Raw genomic sequence first — 26,888 nt, forward strand, 5'->3', positions numbered from 1 at the left:
GTCTGACCCCAGTGCTTGCTTCTGGGGTGAACGCGTGCGGTTTCGACATGCCGGCCAACCACTCATAAAACCGGTGACAGACACCCATTTTCCAGGAACATCTGTTGCAAAAAAACCGGTGTGTGTCACCGGTTTTGTCACCGGTTTTGCTGCAATGGTCATTGCCATTCGTCAGCGCTTCTGCTTCCACTTTTCATAAGCCGCCAACGCCGAAGCCGGCCCGGTGCCATACCACCCGTAGCCGTCACGCCGTTCCTTGCTGAGCTCATTGACGTCCGTATGGATGGTGCCGTCGCGGTCGCCGAAGATCGGCTTCATCGTGGCGATGTCGACCATGCGCGGCCACATCGGTCCGGCACCGGGCCGCGCCTCGAGGAAGCGGCCGTTCTCGCCTTTCGCACCCCAGGCCACATCGCGCACGGCCACCCGCTTCAGCCAGGCGGTGCCGGCATCGATGGCCGCCACGATGTCCGGCGTCGGCTGCGGCAGCTCCATCAGCAGCTTGAGCAGCCGCGACGTTTCGGAAGTGGACAGCGACACCGGTTCGAAATTGCGCGCGCCCACCGGCGCCAGGGTCAGCGCGTCGTGTTGCTGGCACCAGCCGGTCAGCTGGCCGTTGACGCGGATCTGGCTGGCCACCAGCACCTTGATCGCGCGGGCGTGCGCAGCCTGGGCGCGTGCCGCCAGCTCCGGCGCCACGAACGCAAAGTCGCCCTGCCGCGCCGCCACGGTGGCCAGCAGGTCGACAACCTGGGCGAACGCGTTGTCGTTGAACGTGATCGCATCGTGGTAGCCGCCCTGCAGCGGGTACACCTGCGGGAAGCCGCCGTTCGGGTACTGCGCGTTCAGCAGGTAGCTCACGCCCTTGTCGAAGGCCTTTCGGTAAAGATCGCCGGCGGCACCCGGCAGCGCCGTCACCACGCGGGCCAGGAACGCCAGTTCGGTGGTGGTGGCATCGTTGTCGATCGTGCCGACGTAGTTCCAGCCTTTGGTGGCGACGACCACGCCGCCCGATGGATCGTCGTCGATCGGTGCGTAATGCTCGCCCTTCTGCCGCAGGTGACCCGTGCGGTTGACGTTCTTGCCCCAGCCGCCGGCAGGCGTCTGGAAGCTGACGATATTGTCGGCCACGTGGCGCGCCTCCGGCGATGCATACCACGCCGCCGGCTGCTTCAGCGGCATGCCGGAATCGCCGTGCAGCCGGGCCTGCGCCTCCGGTGGCGCGGCGCCGCTCGCACGTTCCGCGGCCAGCGTGGCCTTGTCGCGCGCCATCAGCGTGCGCGATCGCTCCAGATACGTATTCCAGGCGGCGCGTTCCGGCGCCGCCAGCGCCGCGATGCGTGCCTCCGTCACCGGCTGCGCGCGCGTCATCGTGCCGATCACCGTCGCCTGAGCAGCCGGCAGGCCCGCCGCCAGTGCCACGGCCAGCGCCAGCGCCATTCCCGTTTTCCTCATGTCTCTTCCCTCATGTTGATGTGGACAGCCATCAGCCCGACAGCTTGTCGTCGTAGCGCTTGCCGCCGATCGTCACATTGCGCAAGGTGACGTCGCGCGCATTGTGGATGAACCACGGCGCATCGGCGCGCACCGCATTCCCGAAGTCGCAGTCGGAGATCGTCACGTTGCGCACCGGGAGCACCGGCTTGTCGGCCGGGCCGTTATAGCTCTTCATCACCGGCCCGAGCACGACAAAGGCCTGGTAGCAGCCGAAGCTGCCGTCCGGTGTGTTCACGTTGCTCACTCTGATGCCGGAGATGTGCACGTCCGACACCTCCGGCGGCCGGCTGCGCACCAGGTCGAACGACGGCGTATAGTCGCAGTCGAAGGTGATGACGGCACCACCACCGGTCGGCACCGTGTTCGCCGGCACCGGCCCGCCGGGGATCGGCTTGTAGAAGCCCGGCTTCAGGCGCACGCCGTTCGGCAGCTTCAGGTCGCGCACGTAGAAGTGGCGCAGGTAGCCGCCCCGGTTCATGTTCGTTTTCAGGCGCACCACCGTGTTGATCGGATCGGTGGCGTAATGGATGTTGCGCACATCGATGTTCTGCGCGTACACGTGCTCGATCCCGGCCGACATTTCACTGCCCAGCGTGATGCCGCCATGGCCGCTGTTCATCACGCAATTCTGGATCACCACGTTGCGCGTGGGGCCGTAGCCCACATCGGCGTTCTTGCCGGCCTTGATGGCGATGCAGTCGTCACCCGTGTTGAACCAGCAGCCGTCCACCAGCACCGTGTCGCACGATTCCGGATCGAAGCCGTCCGAATTCGGGCCGATCGATTCCATCTTCACTTTGGAAAAATGCACGTTGCGGCACTTGACCGGATGGTGGACCCAGAACGGTGCATTGACCGCCTGGTAACCGGCCATCAGCACGTCTTCGCAGTCCATGAATTCGATGAGGCAGGGCCGCAGGTAGTGGCCCAGGCCGAAGACGCGTTTTTCCACCGGCACGCCCGCTTCGGACAGCGCTGGCAGGTATTTCTCGTCAGCGCGGCCATTGGGCCGGTCGCCCTCGATGCGCGCCAGCATCGCCGCGTCCAGGTGCGGCGCCATCGTGGCCAGCGGCGGGTTGGCGGGGTTGTCCACGCCCTGGTGCAGGGCGCCCTTCTCTGCGCCTTTCTGGTTCATGCCCCACCAGCCCGGGCCGCTGCCATCCTCGTACGGCACGCCGGCCTGGCCATCGAGGATGCTGGTCCAGTCCTCGCCCGTGATGGCGATGTTCCTTTGCCCGCGCGCGTAGACGAGTGGAGAAAAATTGAAGCAGTCGTTGCCCTGCCAGCGCGACAGCACCAGCCTGCCGTTCCTGCCGCAGTCGACCGTCCGTGCCTCCGGGTAGTCGCGCGCGTAGTCGGCCGGGTTGGCGCTGAAATACACGCGCGCGCCTTTCGCCAGGTGCACGTGCACGTTCGACAGCAGCACGATCGGCCCCTTCAGGTACCAGTCGCCGGCGGGCACCAGCACACGCCCGCCGCCCGCCTTGTGCGCGGCGGCGATCGCGGCGCGCAGCGCGGGATGGCTGTCGTGCGAGCCCGGCAACGGCGTGACGACCTGCCCTTTCGCGCGGATGGTCGGATAACCCGCCACCTTGTGCACCTTGCACGGCTTGCCGCCATAGGCCGTCACCACGAAGTCGCGCTTCGGGAACGGCAACGGCTTCGCGAACACATCGGCGATTTCCTTCGCGCGGGCCCACGGGTCGGCGGCCTGGGCGCGGCCCGGTGCCGGCAAGCCCAGGAACGACACCGTGCCCAGTGCGGCCGTGCCCTTGATCCACTGGCGCCGTTGCAGGAAGCTCTTGTCTGTCATATCGATCTCGGTTGGTTCGGCGAGCCGGTGCATGCCGCGGATCGCCATCGGGAACGCGACGAAGCCGGCGCATGGCCGGCTTCGTCGCGGATGAACACTACGTCAGAACTTGTACTCGACCGAAAGTCGGGCCACGCGTCCCAGCATGTCGGCCATGCTCGTCACGTAGCCACCGCCGTAGACGCTGTTGGCGGTGAGTGGCGGCCATTCTTCCGTGATGTTGTTGACACCCAGGCTGACGGTGGTGTTCTTGATGCCCGTGTAGCGCAGGTTCACGTTGAACTGGCTGTAGTCGTCCACCTTCGTGAGCGTGGAGCCGGCACGCGGCGTCAGGTCCGTCACGCCGCGCTGGTAGCGCTGCGACAGCGTGGCGCGCCACGGGCCCTGGCCCCAGCTGAACGACGCCGTGTGCTTCCAGCGCGGATTGATCTGCGGCATGCCGGCCAGGCCGGCATTCGGACCCGCGCCGCCGTAGCGGCCATCGTTGGTGATGACGCCGATGTTGGTGAACCACGGGCCATCCCTCTCGGACTGGAACTCGTACTTGTGGTACCACGTGCCATCGAGCTTGGCGTCGAACGTGCCGTAGCTGGTGGCCGGGAACCGGTAGCTGGCGGAAACGTCGGCACCGCGGATCCGGCTCATGCCGCGGTTGGCCTGGCTCGCCACGATGTGGTCGATCGTGCCATCCGGGCGGCGCAGGATCGAGCTCGCATACTTGGCCGGATCCTGCTGCACTTCGGCGATCGTCACGGCGCCCAGCACATCCTTGATCTTCAGGCCCCAGTAGTCGACCGTGACCGACAGGTTCCGGATCGGCTCATAGCCGAAGCCGAACGAGAAGCCGCGCGATTTTTCCGGCTTCAGGAAGCTGTTGTCCGGCGACTTGGTCCAGTACTCGGTGTTCACGTTGCAGACCTGGTCCGCCGTGTAGCCCGCCACCGGCATGCCGGTGCCGGCCACCGTGGGCTGCCCGCTCGGGCACAGTACCGGGTCGTCCATGTCGATCGTGCGCACTTCCGCCGTCGGGTTCTGCACATCCATGATGGACGGTGCCCGGAAGCCCGTGGACACCGAACTGCGCAGCAGCAGGTTGTCCACTGGCCGCCAGCTCGCCGCCAGGCGTGGATTGACGGTGGTCTGCTTCAGGTCCTCGTAGTAGTCGGCCCGCACGGCGCCGTTGATCGAAATCGTCTGCGTGATCGGAGCTTCCACTTCGGCCAGCAGCGAGGCGATGTCGCGCGAGAGGCGCCGGCCCACGCCCTGCGGCGTTTCGCCGACCAGGTCGTGCTGCAGCACGTTGCCGGCCGCATCGAGGTTGTAGCTGCCATCGGCCTTCTTGTAGACGAAATCGAGCGGCGCATCATAGGTGCGCGCGGCATCGCGGCGCAACTCGGCGGCCACGGCCAGCGTCAGGTCGCCGCCGCCGAGTGCCATCAGGCCTTTCGACAGCGTCACGTCCACGCTCTTGTTGTAGGCCTTGTTCAGGCGATACGTGTAGTTGTCGGCCTCGATGCTGCGCAGGTAGGCGGCGCCCGCTTCGTCCTGCAGCCCGAACGGGTTCAGCGTGCCGTTGTTGAAGCCTTCCTGCGCCTTCGAATACAGGATGTAGCCGCCGCCCACTTTCGTGTCGCGCTTGCTCATGCCCCAGTTCACGCCGGCGCGGTAATCCCAGCCCAGCACTTCGCCTTCGGCCGTCAGCACCACGCGGTCGTTGGTCTGCTCGTCGTTCCGGTACGCCGAACCCAGTTCCGCCGGGCCCCATTGGAAGTACAGCGTGCGGCCGTTCATGTTCAGGTTGCTGACGGTGCCCGGCGTTCGCGTGCCGTCGATGTACATCGCCGGCGAGTTGGCGCCGGTATTGTCGCCCACCACCTGCACGGCCGGCGTGATGCCGTTGCCGGGATAGAAGCGGCTCGACGACGGCAGCGAATAGGTGGTAAAGGGATTGGTCCCGCCCGGCACCTGCATGCCGCGGAACTTCTGCACGGTGAACTTCGAGTGCAGCACGTCGATGTCGATCTTGTGCCCGCCCGGGATATTGAAGCTGGAGCGCGCGGCGATGGTCTGGATCTCGCTGCCATCCGTCACCGCGTTGTAGAACAGCGGATTGCGGTAGCAGCCCGGCGCATACACGGGCGGCGTATTGGCGCTCTGGTTGCCCAGCGTGGGGCGCGAGTACGGCTCGACGCAACCGCTGGCATACGTGGGGTTGTAGTTCGAGTTCGCGTTGCGGGCGAAGCCGAAGTTGGCCGTGGGGCTCGGGTTGCGGCCATCGGGCAGCAGGCCGAGGCCCAGCGTGCGCAGCACGTCGGGATCATGCTGCTCCGCGCGCTCGCCCTGGAACAGTGGGGTCTTTTTCTGGTGGTCGATGGCGATGTAGGCATTCCAGCCATCCTTGCCCAGGTTGCCGATACCGGCGATGGCGCCGAAGCTGGTGGTCTTGCCGCCGCCGCTTTCTTCCGGCCGCGCATATTCCGCTTTCAGGTTCACGCCCTCGAAGCCGCGCTTGGTCCAGAAGTTCTGCACCCCGCCGATGGCATCGGCGCCATACGTGGACGAGGCGCCACCGGACAGCGTCTCGACGCGGTCGAGCGCCATCCGCGGGATGACGTTGACGGACACGTACTGGTCCTGCAGCGGCTCGTTGGCCAGGCGGCGGCCGTTCAGCAGCGTCAGCGTGCGCATCGGGCCAAGGCCGCGCAGGTTCGTCATCGGGCCGGCGGCGCCCGAATTGGTGCCCAGCGACAGCGACTGCGGCTGCTCCAGCACCAGGTCCTTCAGTTCGGTGTGGCCGCGCGATTCCAGCTCGGTGGCCTTGATGGTGGTCACGGGCGTGGCGCCCTCGGTGGCCACGCGGCGGATCAGCGAACCGGTCACGACGACCGATTGCACTGCTTCCGCCGGGGCGGAATCTTGCGGATTCGCCTGTGCCTGGGCCACGCCCGTCATTTCGCAGACTGCGACGGCCACGGCGAGAGCCATCGTGGCGCGCCGCAGCGCAGGTTGGCGCTTGGCCGGTTGTGGTGCGTATTTCATGTGTCTCCTCCGCCGATGTTTTTTTGAATTGGCTAGATCACTTGCTTGTACTGGTAGACCAGTCCTTAGATTGGCCGGACCAGTTGCACCGAGTATGCGCCGACACATGCGCGAAAGTCACGGGTAACATGCATCAACGTTGTGAAAATGCATCAATGGGCAAACGGTCACGAAGTTGAGCGTTCGGCTTCCGGCGCTTGTGCTGCCGCCCGAGCCAACCGCTCTCACAATTGTCGGTCGTCGCCATTCGCTTCACTCTTCAGAAAGCCACAGTCCGCAATTTGTTTTGCATGCCACGATTTGTCTGCACGCGTTAGCGATACAATCGCGTTGCGTCCTGCAATGAAAGACGCCACCTCTTCAAACGCTCGATATCGTTTTCCCCATCAAATAGTTCTCCTGCACGCAGTGAAATTTATTTACGGAAAAATATCATGGCAAATAAAAACCACGCGAAGTGCCTCGTCATTCTCGGAATCGTTGCAGCGGCAATGGGTTGCGGTGTAGCGCAAGCGGAAAGTGTCAGCTCGAGTCAATTGATTGCCCATGAAAACGCCGTGCACGAACTGCAGGTGAATACGGTGGGCATCCTGAACAATGATGAGCGCGGTGCGGCGACTAATGTCATCCTTGATTTCTACGTCGGCGCCGGAGCGTCGATTACAAGCTTTGCCTGGAACGTCAATGTGACGAGTTATCCGGGGAGCTATTTGTCCGAAATGCAGCTCACTTTCACCGATTCGCTGGGCTACGGGGTCACGTTCACACCCGGCAGTGGCGATGATTTTGACGGAACAATGGATTACGCCGGCTTCCAGGACCTGGGCGAGCTGGGGCAGGTTTTTGCGGTGGGCGCCGATGGCATCCTGCGCCTCGAATTTCATGATGGATTCAAGGATCTCGCATTTGACGAGCCCGAGGGCGTGTGGAATTCGGGCACGCTGACCTTCGGTATTGCGCCAGTGCCCGAGGCGCCAATGGTTGCGATGATGCTGGGCGGTTTGCTGTTGCTGCCGGGTGCTCTCAAGCGGCGTCGCCGATAGAAGCCGGTATTTCACGATTGCAGAACCGCTTTCCCGAACAATGTCCGATCCCTGAATCGTCGTTACTGGAGCTCGAAAAATGCTGATACACCATTTCTACCAGTCGCTCAAGCGGATTTTTTCAGGTTACCGCCAGATCGCGTTCCTGCTGACGGCACTTGTATTTGCCGCTCCGGCATCTGCGGAAGCCACATTCGAGAAGGCAAAACCGATCCCTCTGTATTCCTATTTCGCCACGGGCGATGTCAATGCCGTCGTCACCGCACCGTCGACACTTCCGGCACCGTCGTTCGTACTGATGGGTGGCGGTCCCGACGTGGATTCCGCCTTTCGATGGCTGATCCAGCGGGCCGGCATCACACCGGAAACGGGAGGACGATTCGTCGTCATCCGGGCAACCGGAACGGAAGCTTATAACCCTTACATTTATTACAGTGACGAAGCGTTGACGACCTCCACGACGATCGCCGAACTGTGGGTGGGCGGTGCCTCCCTGGGCCTGACATCGGTGGAAACACTGGTGATTCCCAGCGTCAAGGCGGCCAACAGCCCGGCCGTCAATGCCATCCTTTCCAAAGCCAACGTCGTCTTTATCGCGGGCGGCGACCAGAGTCATTACATCCGTTTCTGGAAAGGCACGGCGCTGGAACAGACGCTCAAATCACTGATGGCGAAAAACGTCCCGGTCGGTGGTACCAGCGCCGGTCTGGCCGTGCTGGGCCAGTTTGATTATTCGGCGCTGTACCAATCCGCCACGTCGGAACTGTCGATGCTCGATCCTTATTACAAGGATATTACGTTCGACCCGGCGCCACTGAGTCTCCAGGGCGGCTTCATCGCACCACCGGCATTGGCAAACATGATTTTCGATTCGCATTTCGACAGCCGCGATCGCATGGGCCGCTTCATTACCTTCCTTTCCAGGATCGTCGCGCCGACCAGTTCGGCAAGCGGAACTTTCGGATGCCCCGGCGGCGTACTTCCCGCATCCTCCAGCGGCAATATGACCGCGCGCGGTATCGGCATCGGCGTCGAGACCGCATTGCTGGTCCAGGGAAATGGGAACGGAAAGCCTGTCACGGCGAAACGGGTCACCAACCCTTCGACAACGACGGAAAGCGCGGTCTATTTTGTTCGCCCCTCGGTCCCGCCAAGTGTCTGCGAACCCAAAACACCCCTGACGGTTGCCAACGTCGAAGTCAGAAAGCTGGCCGATCCGGATGGTGTTTTCAATATGACCGACTGGACCGGCGTGCCGCTGTACAACCATCTGGACGTCACTTCCGGCACGTTATTCCCCGCGGACTGGTATTGAAGGCTTTTGGGTGCGGCTCGAAAAACCGTTGCAAGCCGCAACGGTTTGGGTCGCACGGCGCTGATGTGCCGGGCCGCCCACCCGAATCTTTTCGCGCCAGGAATGTATTATTTTTTACACATCACGGCCGAGACCTGGAATTCGCCGCAAAATTCATTGATCAATTGCCCGGCTCACGCTAGTGTAAAGCTGAAACTATGCGCATTGGCCACATCAATGTAAATGATCATCGAAGACCAATAATACGAGCGGCATGGCGCCAATTTTCACGACTATATCGCCATCGGTAACGGTGGCCGAATCCGTATCTCCCGAAATTGCCTGTGAAGGCCCAAGCGGCAGTCAGGGCAATTGCGGCCGTCCATCAGAAAATCGAAAAATTTCCAATACATCCACCTGGAGGGATTGCATGTCAACTCCGCACGGAAACCGTCTGGTTCCAACGCGTATCGCCGTCAGCGTAATGCAGGCATTCGGCGCCACTGCCACCGCTGGATTGCTGGTCTCGCTGGCCCTCCCGGCTGCCGCCCAAGACGCACAACCGATGCAAAGGGTCGAAATCACCGGTTCTTCGATCAAGCGCATCAACGCGGAAACCGCGTTGCCGGTGCAACTGATTACCCGTGCCGAGATTGAAAAGAGCAGCGTCACCACCGCGGCGGAACTGCTGTCGAAGGTGTCCGCCAACACGGCCGCGCTGACCGATGGCGCCAGCTTCAGCGATATTGCCGGCCAACGCGGGTTCAATGGCGCCAACCTGCGCGGCATCGGCGTGTCGTCGACGCTGGTGTTGCTCAATGGCCGCCGCCTGGCCAACTTTGCCTCGCCAGGGGGCAACGCCGGCGTGGACCTGAACGCCATCCCGTCTGCGGCCATCGACCGGGTTGAAATACTGAAAGACGGCGCCTCGGCCATCTATGGCACCGATGCGATCGGCGGCGTGATCAACTTCATTACGCGAACCAATTACAAGGGTGCCGACGCAAGCGCCTACTATGCCGACACCGAGCACGGCGGCGCTCGCAAGGCCATGGCAACGCTGTCGGGCGGCATCGGCGATCTGGCGACGGATCGCTACAACGTGCTGGCCGTACTCGATTACCAGGACACGAGCAGCCTGCGCTCGTCGCAGCGCAGCTGGATCGGTTCGGCCTTCCAGCCCGATATCAATCTCGATTCGGGCAGTTCGAATACTTTTCCCGCCAACGTACGCCGCACGCGCGCCAATGGCACCACCGCAACCGGCCCCCGCCTGAATCCAGGCGCACCGGCCTGCAATCCGCCGGCAACCGTCTACGCGCCCGAGAGCTTCGTCGGTCCGGCCGCCTGCATGTACGATTACATGCAGGACACCGAACTCTTCCCCGATTCGCGGCGCGTGTCGCTGCTTACCCGCGGCCAGTTCGCGTTCAACAAGGACACGACCCTGTATGGCGAATTGCTTGTCAACGAAACGTCGACCACTTACCGCATCAGCGCATTGACGGTCTCGGGCGAGATTTATCCGTTGGCCGGGCAGTACTATCCGCATTCGCTGATAACGGACAACAAGACTCCGCTCGTCGTCAACATGCGCCTGACCGAAGGCGGCCCGCGGACCAACGAAATCGATGCGACGGCCACGCGCATGGTGGTCGGCGTCAAGGGCGGCGCGCTGGGATGGGACTACGACATGGCGCTCAATCACAGCGTCAACGAAGTCGACGACAAATACGTCGACGGTTACGTGAGAACATCGCTGTTCGATGCTGCTTTCGCGAGCGGCAACATCAATCCTTTCGGACCATCCGGCCCTGACGGCCAGGCCTTGCTGGCGGCGGCCAAGATCAACGACCTGGCGCGCCATTCGCGCGGCACCACCGACTCGTTCGATATCAAGGCCACGCGCGACCTGTTCGCCATGGCCGGCGGCAATGCCGCCATCGCGCTCGGCGCGGAATACCGGCGCGAAAAGATGGCCTTCACGCCGTCGGCATTGCTGGCGGCCGGGGAAATCCGCGGCGAAGGCGAGGCCACGCCGTTTTCGGGCGGGCGCAACGTCAAGGCCGTGTATGCCGAGCTCAATCTGCCCTTGCTGACCAGCCTGGAAGCGCAACTGGCGCTGCGCCATGACCGCTACAACGACGTGGGCTCGACGACAAACCCCAAGGTGGGCGTACGGTGGAATCCGATGCGGCAGGTGGTGGTGCGCGGATCGTATGGCACCGGCTTCCGCGCACCGTCCCTTGCCGACCTGTATGGCCCGGTGCGGCTGGGCCAGGCCAACGGCATCTACAACGACCCGCTAGGCTGCATCAGGGTCGGGGCAATCGACAACACCGACAATCCCGATTACTGCGGCCTGCAACCGGACAAGCTGCGCGGCGGTTCGGCGTCCCTGCGCCCGGAGGAATCAAAGCAGTTTTCGGTGGGCCTGGTGCTTGAACCGCATCGCGACCTCACGACGACACTGGATTACTGGCGCATCAAGAAGACCGACGTCATCGTCTCGCCGGAAGGCTCGTATTTCACCGACCCGGTGCGCAACGCCGCCTTCATCATCCGCGGCGAGCCCGATCCGGCCCTGCCCGGGATTCCGGGCCCCATCCTGTCGATCGATTCGCGGCTGCGCAATATCGGCGCGCTGGAAACCTCGGGCGCCGACCTGGGCATCAACTGGCGCCTGCCGGCCACCGACCTGGGCAAATTTGCCGTCACGTTCAACGGCACCTATGTGTTCGACTACAAGACGCGCGAAGCGGCCGACGGTCCCGATATCAGTGCGCTGGGCGTGTACACGAACGACCAGATCGTCCAGCGGTGGCGCCATACCGTGAGCCTGGACTACGACCGCGGGCCCCTCAGCCTGACCTTGCAGCAAACCTTCCTGAGCGGCTATCGCGACCAGAACCTGCTGGCCGACGGGTCGGTCCATCGTGTCGATGACTATTCGCTGCTCGACCTGAGCGGCGGGTACCAGCTCACGAAGGGGCTGAAACTGCGGGCCGGTATCAAGAACCTGCTCGACAAGAATCCCCCGCGCTCGAACCAGCTGTTCAGTTTTTCGGTCGGCTACGATCCCAGCTATACCGATCCGCGCGGCCGCCAGTTCTACACGTCGCTGGCTTACGCGTTCCGTTAGCGCGCATCACGTCGGCCTGGCTGTCGCGTTGACCGACAGCCGGGCTCGACCGGGCGGTGTCGGCCTGAGGCGACGGTCGTGCTGATGGCCTTACCGATAGATGACCTGGGGCCTGTCCTGCGAGGACGTCGGGAACTGCGCCGCGAATGCAAGCACTTCCGCAAGCGGCTCATCGTCGTGCGAGGTCGTGACGATCATGTGTCCACCCTCGCCGTCGTCACCAGCGCAAGCCCAGCCCATCCTCCTGACCCTACAGGTCAACCTCCGTCTTTGCGGCTACGTGCTCGTGAGTGGCGCGACATTTGACGAGTTTGAACCAGGAGGGGCAACCGCCCGAAAGCCCTTTTTAGATCTGGCCAGGATACGCTTGCAGCTTCACTGGTGCCGTTGTACGCGTGTCGACCGAGAAGATGGGACCATGCCATTCTCGGCTATTTACCAAGACCCTCTGATAGCCAGCAGGCCACGCTGTAAGCAGAAGCGATTCCCAGAATGCTTGCGCTGCCTGATTTTCCTGAATCACGCGGATTTCCCATCTGGCGGGGCACTGGGACAGGATTTCCCGCGCAGCCAACCTGCCCACGCCGCGTCCCCGATATTTGCGAACGACGAAGAACTCGACGATTGCGCACGTGTTCCCAAGTGTATGGACTTCGTCGTTCGTCAATACAAAGCCGGCCCACTTGTCATCTACCTTGATTACATAAGCCGACCATGCCGGCTTGATCCAGAAGCAGTCCAGATCGTAATAGCCGTACTGACCATGATCATCTAAATCCGTGCCGTCAAGCTCGGAAAAATCGTGCTGGTAAAGCTCCATCAAGTTCCGCACGATCAGGCGTTCAGCAAGCTGGGCTAGTCGGATTTCGATTTTCATTTATCAGCTTGGGATTGCCATAGTTTGACGAGTGCTCGCCGCAGAAGAAGAGTCCAGCCAATGACCGCTCCTGGTCGAATCCGACAGGTCGCAATGGATCATTGTCTGATCATCGCAGGTCAACAATCGGCTTGTTGCAGCTTTCAGGTGTCTTTCGTGGTGGCTTTCAGTTGAGTCATCAATGCGTCGATCTTGCGTTCCACTCTCAGGTTCGACGCTCCCATAAAGAACCATATGCAGGCGAAATTCGTTATGGGGATGAGGGCCAGAATCGTCCACAGAGCGACGTTTCTTCCCTTATCCCTGGCCAGGAAATTTGCGGAAATCGCCATACCTACGGACATCAGAATCAGGGGGTGAAGGTCGCGAATGTGTTGAGAGCATCGTTAGCCACTGGGTACAGCCCTTTCGTCTATAAGATTGAGGAAGTGCATCGAATATGATAGATAGGATAATACCCGATACCCATGAGAAATTTTCGACTAAGAAGCTTTGCTCGTATAAGCCAACCCAGCCGTCTGTCGTCGGCCGCAGTCGCGGCACCACGTGATGCGCTTTCCTCGCCGTTGCGCGCAGAGCTTTTCCGCTGTCAAAGCGGTCAAATATTCAAATTCTTGTTCCAACGTTTGCCCGACTTCGCCGGGGTCCTAGCTGGCCGTGTGTGCTACAAGCGGGGCTGACCAATATGTTCACTCGCGCACGCCACCCATTGGCGCTCCCTTGGTGGACAAACGTGGCGATCCAACCGTCCAATCGTTCAGTCACCGCTACAGACCAACAATGCTACGTCACCGTAAGCTTCGTATCCACCCACGCAACACGCTTCGAACGGACTTGCCTTGGTATCGCGGTCTCTCCGGGTACATATTGCATATTGTCCCGGCTTACGCCGTGCCGCGGACGTGCAACCGCTTCAGGCGCCTGGTACGGTTGCGACACGCTCCGGAACTACCTGCGACACCATTGGCTTGCACAAGTCGAGCGAGTGGATTGAAAGCCAGCCTACGAACGCGACAAGGGCCACGACGACGATTGGGGTAGCCCATGCCATAAGCGCTTTCTTGATTGCGTGCGAGGACCGTGGCGAATTCCTGGCAGTCGTGCTTGCAGTACGGTGGCGTGAAACGAAATAAACGTTCACGGCAATAATCGGGATGACCAACACTAGCGTCAATACGACTGCCGCGATGATTAAATTCTTCTCCTGGACACCGATCTCGACTGCCGAATTCATCAGTTGTACGGCGTAAGCGCCAAGCATCGCTAATATGGCCCACGCTGAAACACGCTTGACCATTTTCACGTAACCGTGGGTCATTGCCTGTTCCGCCTGCACTGGAAGAGCTGCCAGGCCTTGCACAGAATTCACATTCTTCATTGGGTTTTCCTTTGATAACCATGGCGAACCTGTCAGGTTTGCCAGACATTTAGAGAGGAGAAAGCTGAATCGCATGGCAAGACCCGTGTGACGCTGGTTCTTTCATGCCTTCCACAGCATATTATTCCGAAGCAATTTCCATACATCAGGAGAAAATGTCCCAGCTGAAAACCATGCAAGATCGATCAACGCAATTATGGCTGCCCCACCTGACCGGACGGTGGTCTGCTCAGTTCGCACTGTCACGCCGCTCACTGTGCAGGAGAAAGTGAGCCGGCTTCCTATGCATTTTTCAACTGGCGCCTGCGGGCGCATACAGGTTGCGGCGACAACAACTTGCATGGCTCACAACTGGGGCATTTTGTCCCGATGTATGGAAATTGCTTTTAAGTAGAATGCCTTTACACGTGCAGCAAGACCATGCTCCCCTGCCATCCATTGACGTTGTGAATGGTTTGAGCAGCAGAATGAATTAGTGGAGCCGTGTTCGAGGCAGTTCTTCTTTCGATAGACAATCAAGTAATCGCTGAAGGTTCCTGAAATCATGGATTGGTTCCCGATAGTTGCCGGTACGTTCAAGGCTCTCGCATTAGCGACGGGCATGTTTTTCGCCATCAAGTGGCATTACGATCAAGGGGAGAAGGAACAGGACAAAAGAAAGCAGAGGCGAGCGGTGCTGCGCGCAGCCGGCAAGGTTACCGTGGTCTTTATGCTATCGCTGTTCGGTCTGGGGCTGTTTACCCTGGCACTTGTCAGGCAGTTCGATGTGAACCTCGCCTTGCCATGATGGCAGGAAATGAGCGGCGGTCTGGTGAGGCGGCTGATACGCAAGATCTTCCTTGCAGCCATGCGCACGCTATAGCTGCTGAAGCTGAACTAACCAGGTAAGGGTTTGTCATGGTACAGAAACGTTCATTCCTCGCCTCGCTCACTGCGATCGCCTGGTCCTTCATTGGACTGCGCCGCAAGAAGGATTTCGACGTCGATGCGGAAGGCGCATTCAATCCGCTTTATGTGCTTATCGCAGCAGTTCTGGCACTGGCCGCCTTCATTAGTGCCCTACTGCTGGCGGTTCGGCTCGCCGTTTCGTGATTTCATTGACCGGGTCATCCAGAAGTTGCAGGCCACGGTCCAAAACACCAGAAAGTCAGCCAACGCCTTCCAGCCATGTCATTCCAACGCCACGGCCACTGCTGCAAACCAAGGGCCACGTAGACGCAGCACGGCGCCTTTTTCAGGTCCAGCCCCCGCCACGAATAATCAGCGTTTCTTCAGCAAAGCTAATGGGTGAATGTCGGCACCAGGCCGGCGCGCCGTGGGCAAACAGCCGGAAAAAACGCATGCAGGTCCGCCGGTTTAAATCCCTTACAAAGATTATTTTGTAATAGTTTCAATCGTCGTTGACATCGAATTTGCGCTTGGCTAGAGTCGTACGGCCATAAGGCGAATGATCTACCCGGAGCTAGCCCCCATTATTGCTTGATCAACGTAAAGGTTCGAAACATGAAGACTTCGACTCGTTTTGCTTTCGCAGCAGCCGCTTTTATTTGCAGCTTGTCCGCCCCTGGCGCGCAAGCTGCAGGGAATTTCTGGGATCTTGGTTACGGCATTACGGTTTCGGGTTCTTCGGCTGACGGCAGCGTGATTGGCGCTTATGTCGCAAACGATTCGTATTACATGTGGACCGCCGCCACCGGCGTGAAGGCCATTGGCGGGGCATGGCACGGTGGCGTGGCCAGCGTGTCGGCGGACGGATCGCGCATATCCGGCTCGGCCTACGGAAGCGACGGCCTGACCTACGCGGGCTACTACTCGGTCGGCACCGGCCAGTGGACGACACTGGGCGGCATTGGCGGCAGCTCGGATGCCTCGGCAAGCTCCGGCTGGAACATCTCCGGCGATGGCAAGACTGTGGTTGGCCTGGGGTGGGTTAACGGTGGTACCGCGCATGCCATCGCGTCCACGCCCGCCGGCGGCATGAGCGACCTTGGCTCGATCGGGGGCTCCTCACGCGCCAACGGCGTGTCATATGACGGCAGCGTCATCGCCGGATGGGTCGAGCAGCCCGACGGGCAATGGACCGGTGCCTACTGGAAGGACGGCACATTGCACAACATGGTCGATGACCAGGGCAATGCGCTGCAGGAGGCGGGTGCGGTATCGGCTGACGGCAGCTGGATTGTCGGGAAGGGTTACTTCGGTCAGTCCTGGCGGTACAACACGCTCACGCAGCAGACAGAATGGTTGGGTGACCTGGATGCGATGGCGGACTTCCAGGGGGCAACCGGCATCTCGGCGGACGGTAACATCATTGTTGGCTACGATCGCGGCTTCGGCCCCGCTGTCTATGGCAAGGGCACCATCTGGATCGAAGGTCAAGGCATGCTCGATTTCACCGACTACATCACCAGCCAGGGGATAGATCTTGGCGGTCGCACGCTGGCATTGCCGATGGGCGTTTCGGCCGATGGAAGAACGTTCTACGGCATGGACAGTACCGGCAGTGGCTTTGTCATTACGGTGTCGGCGGTCCCCGAACCGGCCACGTACGCCATGATGGCCGGGGGCCTCGCGCTGCTGGCTGCACGCCGGCGCCTGCGTCGTGGTTCGGAAAAGAATCAGTGAACGTCGACCTGCGCGTTCTTTTTCAGGCTGACGTAAACAGGTCAGTCGCCGCTGAACCATACGCGTAACGCGTCGCTGCAGGAACCGCACTGGCCGGCAAGCCGCCGCGTCCAGTGCGCCGCCTACCGCCCCACCCCGTTCGCCCTGCGCGCCACCGAATCAAGCATCGTGCTGCGCGCCGAATCCAGGTGCCGGCCCATGGCGGTCAATGCCCCCTTGCGATCGCGCCGCGCCAGCGCCCGCAGCAGCGCAAGGTGTTCGTCCAGCGCGCGTTCATTGCGCGGCACCTCGTCCCCTTTGTCCCACTGGTAGTGATAGTGGAACACCAGCGACACGAGATCGTTCAGCCCCATCGCGAACCGGTTGTCCAGCAGGCCGATGAGAAAGGTGTGCATCTCCCGATCGAGCGCGGGGAACGCCTCGGACGTCTGCGGCAGTCCAGCCTTCACCTGCTCATGCCGGGCGATCAACGCGTCCAGCCGGTCGAATGCCGGATGACCGGCCGGCAGCGCGACCAGCTGCTCCACGGCGGCCAGCTCGAACATGCGCCGCACCTGTTCCAGCTCCGTCGCGAACGTGCGGTCGAACGCGCACAGGCGCCAGCCGCCTTGCGGCTTCTTCTCGATCAGGCCGAAGCGTGAAAAGCCGATGAGGAACTCGCGCACGCTGATGGTGCTGGCGCCCGCGGCGCGCGCCAGTTCGGTCTCGGTGAAATCGGCGCCGGGCGGCAGGTCGTTGCGGTAGATGCGCTCCATCAGCACTTCCTGGATGCGCTGCGCGCCGGACTGCAGTTCCGCCTCGTCGAAGTAATCGGCCGGCCGCGGCTTGCGCAGCAGCCGCCGGTCATCGAGCCCGGCGATCAGGCCGCGCTCCTGCAGGTAGGCCAGGCTGGCACGCACCGCCGTGCGGCTGCCCCGCGTCACTTCGGCCATCCGCTGCTCCGCGGGCAACGCATCGCCCACGGCCACGGTCGCGGCGATGTGATCGAGCAGGATATTCGTGTTGCGCTTGAAGATGATGGGCGGTTTCGCCATGTCGGAGCGGGAAGCCTCGCGGAACGAAGGAAGAGGATTATACCTGCGCGCGTACCCCGCCCCGCCCGTGCCGCGAACACCGAAAGCGCTGAAACCCATTGCGGTTTTTTATATATTTAAATACACTGCACGCAAATTCCCGCTGGCAGCCGTTCTCGAAAAAACACCATGGAGACAAGATGAAACGACACACCGCCCCCGACCGCATGCGGCGCAACCTGATGCTGGGCATGGGCGCCCTGGCCGCCACGCCGGCCCTCGGCCTGGCCGCGCCGGGCACCGCCGGCACCGCCGCGGCGAAGCGGAGTAATACGCTGTGGTACCGCCAGAGCGCGGCGCGCTGGGAAGAGGCCCTGCCGCTGGGGAACGGCCGCCTGGGGGCGATGGTCTTTGGTGGCGTGGGCCAGGAACGCCTGCAGCTCAACGAAGACACGCTGTGGGCCGGCGCGCCCTACACGCCGGACAATCCCGATGCAGTGGCGGCCCTGCCGAAAGTGCGCCAGCTGCTTGCCGAGGGCAAGTACGCCGAAGCGACCGAAGGTGTCGCCGCCGGCATGATGGGCAAGCCGATCCGCCAGATGTCGTATGGCACCCTGGGCGACGTGCTGCTGACGATGCAGGATGCCCGCAAGCCCACCGGCTACGAACGCTCGCTCGACCTGGCCAGCGCCATCACCAGCACGCGATTCACCACGGCGCTTGGCGTGCACACGCGCGAAAGCTTCGTGTCGGCGCCCGACCAGGTGATCGTCATGCGTCTGCAGGTGCCGAAGGGCAAGCTGGGGTTTACGCTGGGCTGGCGCGGGCCGCGCAAGGTCAAGGCGATCGCGTCGAACTATCCGGGCCTGGCCACGGATCTCGCCAATGCGCCGCCCACCGACTGGCTGCATGTGGAAGAAGCGGGGGCCTTGCCCGCCGACGCGGCCATCGAGGCGGATGGCCCCGGTGCCATCCTCGTCACCGGCCGCAACGAAGCCATGCACGGCATCCCGGCGGGCCTGCGCTATGCGATGCGCATCCAGGTCACGGGCGACGGCCAGCTGCGCTTCGCGGATGGCCAGCTCACGCTGACGGGCGCCACCACGGCCACGGTACTCATCGCCGCCGCCACCAGCTACGTGAACTACGCCGACGTGAGCGGCGACCCGGTGGCAATCGTGCGCCGCCAGATGGCCGCGGCGTCGGCCAAACCCTATGCCACCCTGAAACGCGCGCACATGGAGGAGCATGGCAGCCTGTTCGGCACGATGTCGATCGACCTGGGCACGGGCGCCGGCGCCGCCAATCCCACCGACGTGCGCATCGCCACGGTCGACAAGGAAGGCAACCAGCGGGACGACCCGGCGCTCGACGCGCTGTACGTGCAATATGCCCGCTACCTGCTGATCGCCTCGTCGCGGCCCGGCACCCAACCGGCCAACCTGCAGGGCATCTGGAACGAAGGCACGAATCCGCCATGGGGCGGCAAGTACACCATCAACATCAATACGGAGATGAACTACTGGCCGGCCGACCCGGCCGGGCTGGGCGTGTGCGTGGAACCGCTGCTGCGCATGGTCGAAGACCTGGCGCAGACGGGCGCGCGCACGGCGAAGACCATGTATGGCGCGCGCGGCTGGGTCACGCACCACAACACCGACCTGTGGCGCGCCGCCGCGCCGATCGACGCGGCGAAATACGGCATGTGGCCGTGCGGCGGCGCGTGGCTGTGCAATACGGTGTGGGACCACTACGACTACAGCCGCGATGCGGGCGTGCTGCGGCGCCTGTACCCGGTGATGCGCGGCGCATCCGAATTCTTCCTCGACACGCTCGTCGAAGACCCGCAGGGGCGCGGGCTCGTCACGTCGCCATCGATGTCGCCGGAGAACAGTCATCCGTTCGGCTCCTCGCTGGTGGCCGGCCCGGCGATGGACCGCCAGATCGTGCGCGACCTGTTTGCCCACACGCTGGAAGCCGGTCGCCTGCTCGGCCAGGATGCCGCGCTGCTGGAACGCATCGACGCCGCCCGCGCGCGGCTGGCGCCGGACCGCGTCGGCCAGCAGGGGCAGTTCCAGGAATGGCTGGAAGACTGGGATGCGCGGGCGCCGGACCGGCGGCACCGCCACGTGTCGCACCTGTATGCCGTCTACCCGAGTTCGCAGGCCAATGTGCGCGACACGCCCGAACTCGTGCGCGCCGCGCGCCAGACACTGCTCGACCGAGGCGACCTCGCCACTGGCTGGGGCACGGCATGGCGCCTGTGCCTGTGGGCGCGCATGGGCGATGCCGAGCACGCGTATTCCGTATTGAAGGGACTGACCGGGCCGCGCCGCACCTACCCGAACATGTTCGACGCCCATCCGCCGTTCCAGATCGACGGCAATTTCGGCGGCGCGGCGGGCATCATGGAAATGCTGCTGCAATCGTGGGGTGGCGAGGTACTGCTGTTGCCCGCGCTGCCGGCGGCCTGGCCTTCGGGCCGCGTGACCGGCATCCGCGCGCGCGGCGCCCTGACGATCGATCTCGCCTGGGAACGGGGGCAATTGACGTCGCTGCGGATCGTGGGCAAGCCGGACTACACGGTGACACTGCGCCACCAGGGCAAGGTGGTGCGCGTGAAGCTCGATGCCGGCGGTACATTGCGCACCACCGGCCCGGCGCTCAAGGCGCTTGCCTGAGCGGGACGGTTGCTCCCATCGGACCGGAAGGCCTGATGGGAGCACATTGCAGCCTATCGCTGCTGCTGCGGCGGCGACATCGTGAAGGTATAGCTGGCCCGCGCCAGCGGGATGCGGTACTTCACGAGCGGGCGGCCATTGCTGCTCCAGCCATCGTCGCCGCCCACGCCGGCCTGGGCCAGGTCGACCAGCACGGTGCCGCCCGTCTTCCCATCCCCCTGGGGCCGGATGTCGGAGCTCTTCCACGTGCCGCGCGGGCGCAGGTACAGGTCTTCGTACGGGAAGGCCAGCGCCGTGAAGGCCAGCGGCTCCTTGCCCCGCACGACCACGCCCGGCACGCCCTCGCCGCGCAGCTCGAAGCGCCGCACGTCCATCTTGTTGCCGCTTTCCTGCGGGCGCATGTAGCCGTGGTACTGGTCCGCCACCTTTCCCGTCCAGGCGCCGAGGGCGGCGCCGGTCTTGCGGTCGACGTAGGATTCATGCGGGCCACGGCCGTACCAGCTCACCGTGTCCAGCTGCGGCGCGCTGTCGAAGCGCAGGCCCAGGCGAAGCGGATCGGGCAGGTCGTCGCGCAGCGGCATGAACGTAGCCTGCACGTCCACGCTGCCGTCGGCCCGCATCCGGTACACATTCTCCCAATGCACCGCGCCGGCGCCGAACGAATACAGCACCTTCACCGCCGTGCCGTCGATCTTCACGTCGCGCACCTGGCGCGCCTTCGTGAAATCGCCCCATACCTGGTGGCTCTTCATCGTGCCCGTGCCTTCGTCGTTGTCGGTCAGGCCGCGCCAGAAGTTCGGCGTGCCGCCCGCCAGCACGGACCGGCCGGCCACGCTGTAGTCGACGGTGCCGGTGCGCGTGTCGAGTTCCAGCCGCGCCGCCGGGCTGGCCAGCACGATCCTGTCGCCATCGCGCTGCGGCGTCACCGCCGCGGGCAGGCGCGCCGCGGCGGCCTTGCCGGCGGAAGGCAACACGAACTGCGACCAGCCGACCACGGCGCCGGCAGCCAGGCCCGGCTCGGCCGCGCGCTGTTTCGCGTAGACCGTCAGCACGTATTCGCCATCGCCGCGCGCGCGGGCGGGCAGCGCCAGCCGCACATCCTGCTTCGCGCCGGCGGCCGCCTTGATGCCCTCGAGGCGGCCGTGGGCCACGGCCACGCCGTCGAGCAGCAGTTCCCAGTCGAAGTCCAGGTAATCGAGTGCGCGCATGTCATGGCGGTTGACCACGGTGATGCGGCCCTTTTCCGGGCTTCCCTCGAACACCACGGGCGAATACACCTTCTGCAGCTCATAGTATTCCGGGTCGGGCGTACGGTCGCCACGCACCACGCCATCGCCGATCACGCTGTTGTCGCCCCGTTCCGGATTCAGGTCGAAGCCGGAAGCCCAGTAGTCCCTGCCCTGCGCATCCTTGGCAAGCACGCTCTGGTCCACCCAGTCCCAGATGAAGCCGCCCTGCAGCTTGCGGTGGGCGCGGATCGTTTCCCAGTAATCTTCCAGGTTGCCCAGCGAATTGCCCATCGCATGCGCATATTCGCACTGGATCATCGGCTGCTTGAACGCGGGGTCCTGGGCATAGTCGATCATCTTCGTGATGTCGTCGTACATGGGCGCGTAGATGTCCACGTAGTCGTTCGGCGCATGCCGTTCGATCAGCGTACCGTGGCCCAGGTAGCTGACCAGCCGGGTCGGGTCGGCCTGGCGGATCCATGCGGCCGCCGCCTCGAAGTTCGGGCCGGTGCCGGCCTCGTTCCCCAGCGACCAGAAGATGATCGACGGGTGGTTCTTGTCGCGCTCTACCATGCGGCTCACGCGGTCCAGGTGGGCGGCGCGCCAGTGCGGCTTGTAGCCCAGCTGGATCTTCGCTCGTTCCTCGGGGCTGCCGGCGCGGTCGCCCTTTTCCATGTACTCGTGCGACTCGATGTTCGCCTCGTCCATCACGTACAGGCCGTATTCGTCGGCCAGGTCGTACCAGCGCGGGTCGTTCGGATAGTGCGACGTGCGCACGGCGTTGACGTTGGCCTGCTTCATCAGCTCCACGTCGCGCCGCATCGATTCCATCGACATCACGCGGTAGGTGACCGGATCGTGCTCGTGGCGGTTGACGCCGCGGATCATCACGCGCTTGCCGTTGACGCGCACTTCGCCGTCGGCGATCTCCACCGTCCTGAAGCCGATGCGGCGCGACGTGGCGGACAGCAGCTGCCCCTGCGCGTCATACAGCTCGACGAGCAGCGTGTACAGGTTCGGCGTCTCGGCCGACCAGGGCTTGACGGCGGCGATGGCGCCCGAGAGCACGGCCTTGCGATCCGCACCCGGCGTGCCTTTCAGCGCCAGCACGGGCTGCGTACCGTCGAGCACCTGTGCGCGCACCTCGACCGCCGCCGGCTGCCCGGCCACTTCGGCGGCCAGTTCGAAGACGCCGTCGCGGTAGCCCGCCTTGTCCAGCGATGCCGTCACCTTGAAGTCGCGCAACCGTGTTTTCGGTTCCGCGTACAGGTACACGCTGCGCTCGATGCCGGACACGCGCCAGAAATCCTGGTCCTCCAGGTAGGAGCCGTCGGCCCAGCGATAGACTTCGATCGCGACCATGTTCTTCCCCGGGCGCACGTGGCGCGTGATGTCGAACTCGGACGGCAGCTTGGAATCTTCCGAGTAGCCGACCTTTTCGCCGTTGACCCACACATAGTAGGCGGCACCGGCCGCGCCGATGTGCAGGAACACGTCCTGGCCCTTCCAATCCGCCGGCACATCGACGTCGCGCCGGTACGAGCCCACTTCATTGAGTTCGTGCGGGATGAACGGTTCGTTGGCGGGGAACGGGTACTTGATGTTGGTGAAGATCGGCTTGCCGTGGCCCTGCGCCTGCATCATGCCGGGCACCTGCACGGTGGCCCACTTGCGGGTGTCGAACGACGGCTTCCAGAAATTCTTGGGCCGCGCCGCCGGATTGGGCGAGTAGGCGAACCACCACGTGCCGTCGAGCGAGCGGAAGCGTCCCGAGGCCGCCTTGTCGCCGGCGAGCGCCTTGTCGGGCGATTCGAAGTTGAAGAAGGTGGCCTTCATCGGCTGGCGATTGACAGCCACCACCTCCGGCTGTTCCCACTCGGCCCGTGCCTGTTCGGCCGCGACGGCCGGAAATGCGAGCGCTACCGCGACGGTGACGGCGGCGGACAAGGTCGTTCGTTTCAGCATGGTCTCCACTGTTATCGTTGTCAGAGACGTTAGCTTAACGGAAACTTTGCAAAAAAACCGGTGCGTGGCACCGGTTTTCAGGAAATGTTTCAGGCTTTCAGCGCAATCCGCCGTTTTTCCCGCGCGGACTGGTACACGGCTTCGATGATGCGGATGTCGCGCAGGCCCTCTTCGCCCGGCACGATCGGCGTGCGGTTCTCGAGCACGCACTGGGCCAGGTGATCGAGCTGGCCGGCGAACTGGTTCTTGCCCGGCCCCTGCGGCGGCGTGATCTCGTTTTCGCGGCCCTTGCCCACCCACAGCCGCTGGCCGCTGTAGTTGGTGGCCGGCTCCAGTTCGATGCGACCCTTGTCGCCCATCAGCAATACTTGGTTGCGGTTGGCGCTGTACATCGACATGCAGGAGCCGATCACGCCGGACGGGAATTCGAGCTGGAACTCGATCATGTCTTCCACCTCGCGGAAGCGCGGGTCCTTGCGGTCGGTCGTTTCCTTGGCGTACACGGCCACCGGTTCCTCGCCCGTCATGTAGCGCGCGGCCTGCAGCGCGTAGATGCCGATGTCCATGATCGACCCGCCGCCCGACATCGCCTTCTTCAACCGCCAGGCCGTCGGATCGCCGGCCGTGTAGCCATGTTCGGAGCGGAAGTAGCGCAGCTTGCCGATCTCGCCGGCGCGCGCGCGGCGGATCGCTTCCAGGTTGAAGGGCTCGAAATGGCAGCGATAGCCGATCATGAGCTTCTTGCCGGCCTGTCGGCAAGCCGCAATCATCGCCTCGCATTCCTTCGACGACAACGCCATCGGCTTTTCGCACAGCACGTGCTTGCCCGCCTTGGCGGCGCGGATCGTGTACTCGGCATGCATCGACACGGGCAGGCAAACGTAGACGATGTCGATGTCCGGATTGTCGCGGATGCTGTCGTAGTTCTCGTAGTTGTAGATGCCCGACTCGGGCACGCCGTACTGCGCCGCCACGCGCTTGGCCTTGGCGGGATCGCCGCTGACCAGCGCCACCAGCCGGCTGTGCTCGCAGTTCTTGAACTGCGGGATGATCTGCCCCAGGCCATATCCGCCCAGGCCAACGATCGCATACCCCACCTTCCGCCCCGCCGTTTGCGCCAGCGCGGAAGGCCCGATTGCCGATGCGGCGATGGCGCCGCCGGCAGCGAGAACGAAACCACGTCGATCCAGATCCACAGACATGCCCAGCTCCTCTCAATGTTATGACAACGATTTCAGGCTGCGGATGATTATATGGCAATCCGCTGGCCATGGCACACGGCTGCCACGATCGTCGGCCATTGACGCGATCTTCGCCAGCTTCATCGCCGACCTGAAGGCGGCTGAGCCGGCCACGGCGATGCGCTGCCCCCGCGCCGCCGGGCCGGGCGCGGTCACACCAGCCCCGTCATGTAATACACGGCGATCACGAAGAACACGGCCAGCGTCTTGATGATGGTGATGCCGAAGATGTCCTTGTACGACTGCCTGTGCGTCAGCCCGGTGACCGCCAGCAGCGTGATCACCGCGCCGTTGTGCGGCAGCGTATCCATGCCGCCGCTGGCCATTGCCACCACGCGGTGCAGCACCTCGAGCGGAATGCCGGCGGCGTTGCAGCCGGCGATGAAGCTGTCCGCCATCGCCGCCAGCGCGATGCTCATGCCGCCCGAGGCGGAACCGGTGATGCCGGACAGCGTGGTCACCGAGATCGCCGCGTTCACCAGCGGGTCGGGAATCTTGCGCAGCGCCTCGCTGACGGCGATGAAGCCCGGCAGCGCGGCGATCACGCCGCCGAAGCCATATTCGGAGGCTGTGTTCATCGCGGCCAGCAGCGCGCCGCCGACGGCCGCCTTGGTCCCTTCCGCGAACGACGCGCGAATGCGCCGGAACGCCGTCGCGCACACCAGCAGGATGCCCAGCAACAGCGCGCCCTCGACCGCCCAGATGCCGACGACGGTCTTGATCGGGGTTTCCACGGGTGTCTTCAGGCCGGGCAGCAGATCCGACGTCAACGTGTAGCTGGTGCCGTACCACTGCGCGATGGCGGCGGTGAGTACGAAGTTGGCCACGCCGACCAGCACCAGCGGTGCCACCGACAGCAGTGGATGCGGCAGGTCCGCCGCCGACGGGCCAGCCGCCTTTCCCGCCCCGGCGGCATCGTCGGCGCCATACCCCTCGCCCGTCGCCATCACCGTGCGGCGGCGCCATTCGAGGTAGGCCAGGCCGGCGATCACGGTGGCGATCGCGCCGACGATGCTGAGCGACGGGGCGGCCCAGCCGGTGGTCTGGAAGAACGTTGTGGGAATGATGTTCTGGATTTGCGGCGTGCCCGGCAGCGTGTCCATCGTGAACGAGAACGCGCCCAGCGCGATCGCGCCCGGCATCAGCCGCTTCGGGATACCGCTTTGGCGGTACAGTTCCGCGGCGAACGGATACACGGCGAACACCACCACGAACAGCGACACGCCGCCATACGTGAGCAGCGCGCACACGGCCACGATCACCGCGTTGGCCCGCGTGCTGCCGATATAGCGGATCGCGGCATGCACGATCGATTGCGAGAAGCCGGCCATCTCGACCAGCTTGCCGAACACGGCACCGAGCAGGAACACGGGAAAGTACAGCTTCACGAAGCCGACCATCTTTTCCATGAAGATGCCGGAAAACACGGGGGCGACGGCGGCAGGTTCCGTCAGCAGCACGGCACCCAGCGCGGCCACGGGTGCAAACAGGATGACGCTGTAGCCGCGATACGCGGCGAACATGAGGAAAGCCAGGGCGGCAAGGACGATCAGGAAGGACATGGGCGGCTATTGTCGGGTTGGCAAGCCGCCATGCTAGCGAATCCCCGACGACCTGCGCGCACACGAAGCCGCTTGCAGGCAGCAAGCCGCGCGCAGCGCGGCCCGAGGGGGATCGGTCAGTGGAAGAGGCCGACGGCCAGCTCCGCCCAGATCGCCAGCAGGGCCAGCACGATCACCGCCGCCGCCGTGGCGCGCGCGCGGCCGGTGCGCAACTTCGCCAGCGCCAGTTCCAGCGCGAAGCCCGTGCCGGCCAGCAGCACGGCGGCCGCCACGAAGTCGAAGGCGCCCCAGTCGAATGCGCCGCCAAGCTGCATCGACACCAGCGGCACGAGCAGCAATGCGCCGGTGACGAGCAGCACGCGCAAGGCCTTGCGGGCCGAAAACGGCTGCAGCGGATGGTTGTCGATCGTGCTTTTCATGGCGGGCTCCGGGCTGTGGTGGTGAAACGCCATGGTAGCACCGTGCCGGCCGGCGGCGAAGTGACAATGT

At 63.6% G+C, this 26,888-nt stretch carries 17 protein-coding genes; 7 read left to right on the forward strand and 10 right to left on the reverse strand.

Going from position 1 to position 26,888, the window contains the following annotated elements; translation table 11 throughout:
- Positions 1 to 171: 171 nt before the first annotated feature.
- The 3 genes from pelA to EWM63_RS00460 all read right to left on the reverse strand — a co-directional run bounded on the left by pelA (position 172) and on the right by EWM63_RS00460 (position 6,349).
- Positions 172 to 1,455: a pectate lyase gene (gene pelA / locus EWM63_RS00450; protein WP_229487646.1), complete on the reverse strand. Its 1,284-nt coding sequence runs from the start codon at positions 1,453 to 1,455 to the stop codon at positions 172 to 174.
- A 31-nt stretch (positions 1,456 to 1,486) separates the two neighbouring features.
- Positions 1,487 to 3,310 (reverse strand): glycoside hydrolase family 28 protein, encoded by a 1,824-nt coding sequence (locus EWM63_RS00455; RefSeq protein WP_130184797.1) that lies wholly within the window; start codon positions 3,308 to 3,310, stop codon positions 1,487 to 1,489.
- Positions 3,311 to 3,412: 102 nt separating this feature from the next.
- Positions 3,413 to 6,349: a TonB-dependent receptor domain-containing protein gene (locus EWM63_RS00460; protein ID WP_165390703.1), complete on the reverse strand. Its 2,937-nt coding sequence runs from the start codon at positions 6,347 to 6,349 to the stop codon at positions 3,413 to 3,415.
- 434 nt (positions 6,350 to 6,783) lie between these two features.
- Here EWM63_RS00460 and EWM63_RS00465 point away from each other — a divergent pair, with 434 nt between their 5' ends.
- The 3 genes from EWM63_RS00465 (at position 6,784) to EWM63_RS00475 (ending at position 11,828) form a co-directional block, all read left to right on the forward strand.
- A complete protein-coding gene (locus EWM63_RS00465; RefSeq protein WP_130184799.1) occupies positions 6,784 to 7,392 on the forward strand; it encodes a PEP-CTERM sorting domain-containing protein in 609 nt (202 codons plus the stop codon).
- Positions 7,393 to 7,471: 79 nt separating this feature from the next.
- A complete protein-coding gene (locus EWM63_RS00470) occupies positions 7,472 to 8,707 on the forward strand; it encodes a cyanophycinase (RefSeq protein WP_130184800.1) in 1,236 nt (411 codons plus the stop codon).
- Between the two features lie 544 nt (positions 8,708 to 9,251).
- A complete protein-coding gene (locus EWM63_RS00475) occupies positions 9,252 to 11,828 on the forward strand; it encodes a TonB-dependent receptor (protein WP_165390704.1) in 2,577 nt (858 codons plus the stop codon).
- Positions 11,829 to 12,174: 346 nt separating this feature from the next.
- On the opposite strand, the gene EWM63_RS00480 is transcribed toward EWM63_RS00475, so the two are convergent.
- Together EWM63_RS00480 and EWM63_RS00485 are read right to left on the reverse strand one after the other, a co-directional pair.
- Complete coding sequence (locus tag EWM63_RS00480) at positions 12,175 to 12,705, reverse strand: GNAT family N-acetyltransferase (protein WP_130184802.1); 531 nt, start codon at positions 12,703 to 12,705, stop codon at positions 12,175 to 12,177.
- A 913-nt stretch (positions 12,706 to 13,618) separates the two neighbouring features.
- Positions 13,619 to 14,083, reverse strand: coding sequence for a cytochrome ubiquinol oxidase subunit II (locus EWM63_RS00485; protein WP_130184803.1), 465 nt, complete (start codon positions 14,081 to 14,083; stop codon positions 13,619 to 13,621).
- A 544-nt stretch (positions 14,084 to 14,627) separates the two neighbouring features.
- Between EWM63_RS00485 and EWM63_RS00490 the strand changes: the two genes are divergently transcribed.
- From EWM63_RS00490 to EWM63_RS32220, 3 genes are all read left to right on the forward strand, one after another.
- On the forward strand, positions 14,628 to 14,870 hold the full coding sequence (locus EWM63_RS00490) for a hypothetical protein (RefSeq protein WP_130184804.1): 243 nt from the start codon (positions 14,628 to 14,630) through the stop codon (positions 14,868 to 14,870).
- Between the two features lie 110 nt (positions 14,871 to 14,980).
- The gene (locus EWM63_RS00495; RefSeq protein WP_130184805.1) at positions 14,981 to 15,175 is read left to right on the forward strand and encodes a DUF2970 domain-containing protein; all 195 of its coding nucleotides are present in this window, start codon (positions 14,981 to 14,983) and stop codon (positions 15,173 to 15,175) included.
- Between the two features lie 411 nt (positions 15,176 to 15,586).
- On the forward strand, positions 15,587 to 16,708 hold the full coding sequence (locus EWM63_RS32220; RefSeq protein WP_130184806.1) for a PEP-CTERM sorting domain-containing protein: 1,122 nt from the start codon (positions 15,587 to 15,589) through the stop codon (positions 16,706 to 16,708).
- A gap of 122 nt (positions 16,709 to 16,830) precedes the next feature.
- Here the strand turns inward: EWM63_RS32220 and EWM63_RS00505 are convergent, their stop codons facing one another.
- Positions 16,831 to 17,742, reverse strand: coding sequence for a GntR family transcriptional regulator (locus EWM63_RS00505; RefSeq protein ID WP_130184807.1), 912 nt, complete (start codon positions 17,740 to 17,742; stop codon positions 16,831 to 16,833).
- A gap of 179 nt (positions 17,743 to 17,921) precedes the next feature.
- Here EWM63_RS00505 and EWM63_RS00510 point away from each other — a divergent pair, with 179 nt between their 5' ends.
- A complete protein-coding gene (locus EWM63_RS00510) occupies positions 17,922 to 20,402 on the forward strand; it encodes a glycoside hydrolase family 95 protein (protein WP_207221210.1) in 2,481 nt (826 codons plus the stop codon).
- Positions 20,403 to 20,455: 53 nt separating this feature from the next.
- Here EWM63_RS00510 and EWM63_RS00515 read toward each other — a convergent pair whose 3' ends face one another.
- The 4 genes from EWM63_RS00515 to EWM63_RS00530 form a co-directional block, all read right to left on the reverse strand.
- Positions 20,456 to 23,596: a glycoside hydrolase family 2 TIM barrel-domain containing protein gene (locus tag EWM63_RS00515; protein ID WP_130184808.1), complete on the reverse strand. Its 3,141-nt coding sequence runs from the start codon at positions 23,594 to 23,596 to the stop codon at positions 20,456 to 20,458.
- Between the two features lie 89 nt (positions 23,597 to 23,685).
- Positions 23,686 to 24,798 (reverse strand): Gfo/Idh/MocA family protein, encoded by a 1,113-nt coding sequence (locus EWM63_RS00520; protein WP_130184809.1) that lies wholly within the window; start codon positions 24,796 to 24,798, stop codon positions 23,686 to 23,688.
- A gap of 191 nt (positions 24,799 to 24,989) precedes the next feature.
- Entirely contained in the window at positions 24,990 to 26,399 is a 1,410-nt protein-coding gene (locus tag EWM63_RS00525; protein ID WP_130184810.1) for a GntP family permease, read from the reverse strand.
- 116 nt (positions 26,400 to 26,515) lie between these two features.
- Positions 26,516 to 26,818, reverse strand: a complete 303-nt coding sequence (locus EWM63_RS00530) for a hypothetical protein (RefSeq protein WP_130184811.1) — start codon at positions 26,816 to 26,818, stop codon at positions 26,516 to 26,518.
- Positions 26,819 to 26,888: the final 70 nt, after the last annotated feature.

The sequence above is a fragment of the Pseudoduganella lutea genome (assembly GCF_004209755.1).
GTDB lineage: Bacteria > Pseudomonadota > Gammaproteobacteria > Burkholderiales > Burkholderiaceae_D > Rugamonas > Rugamonas lutea.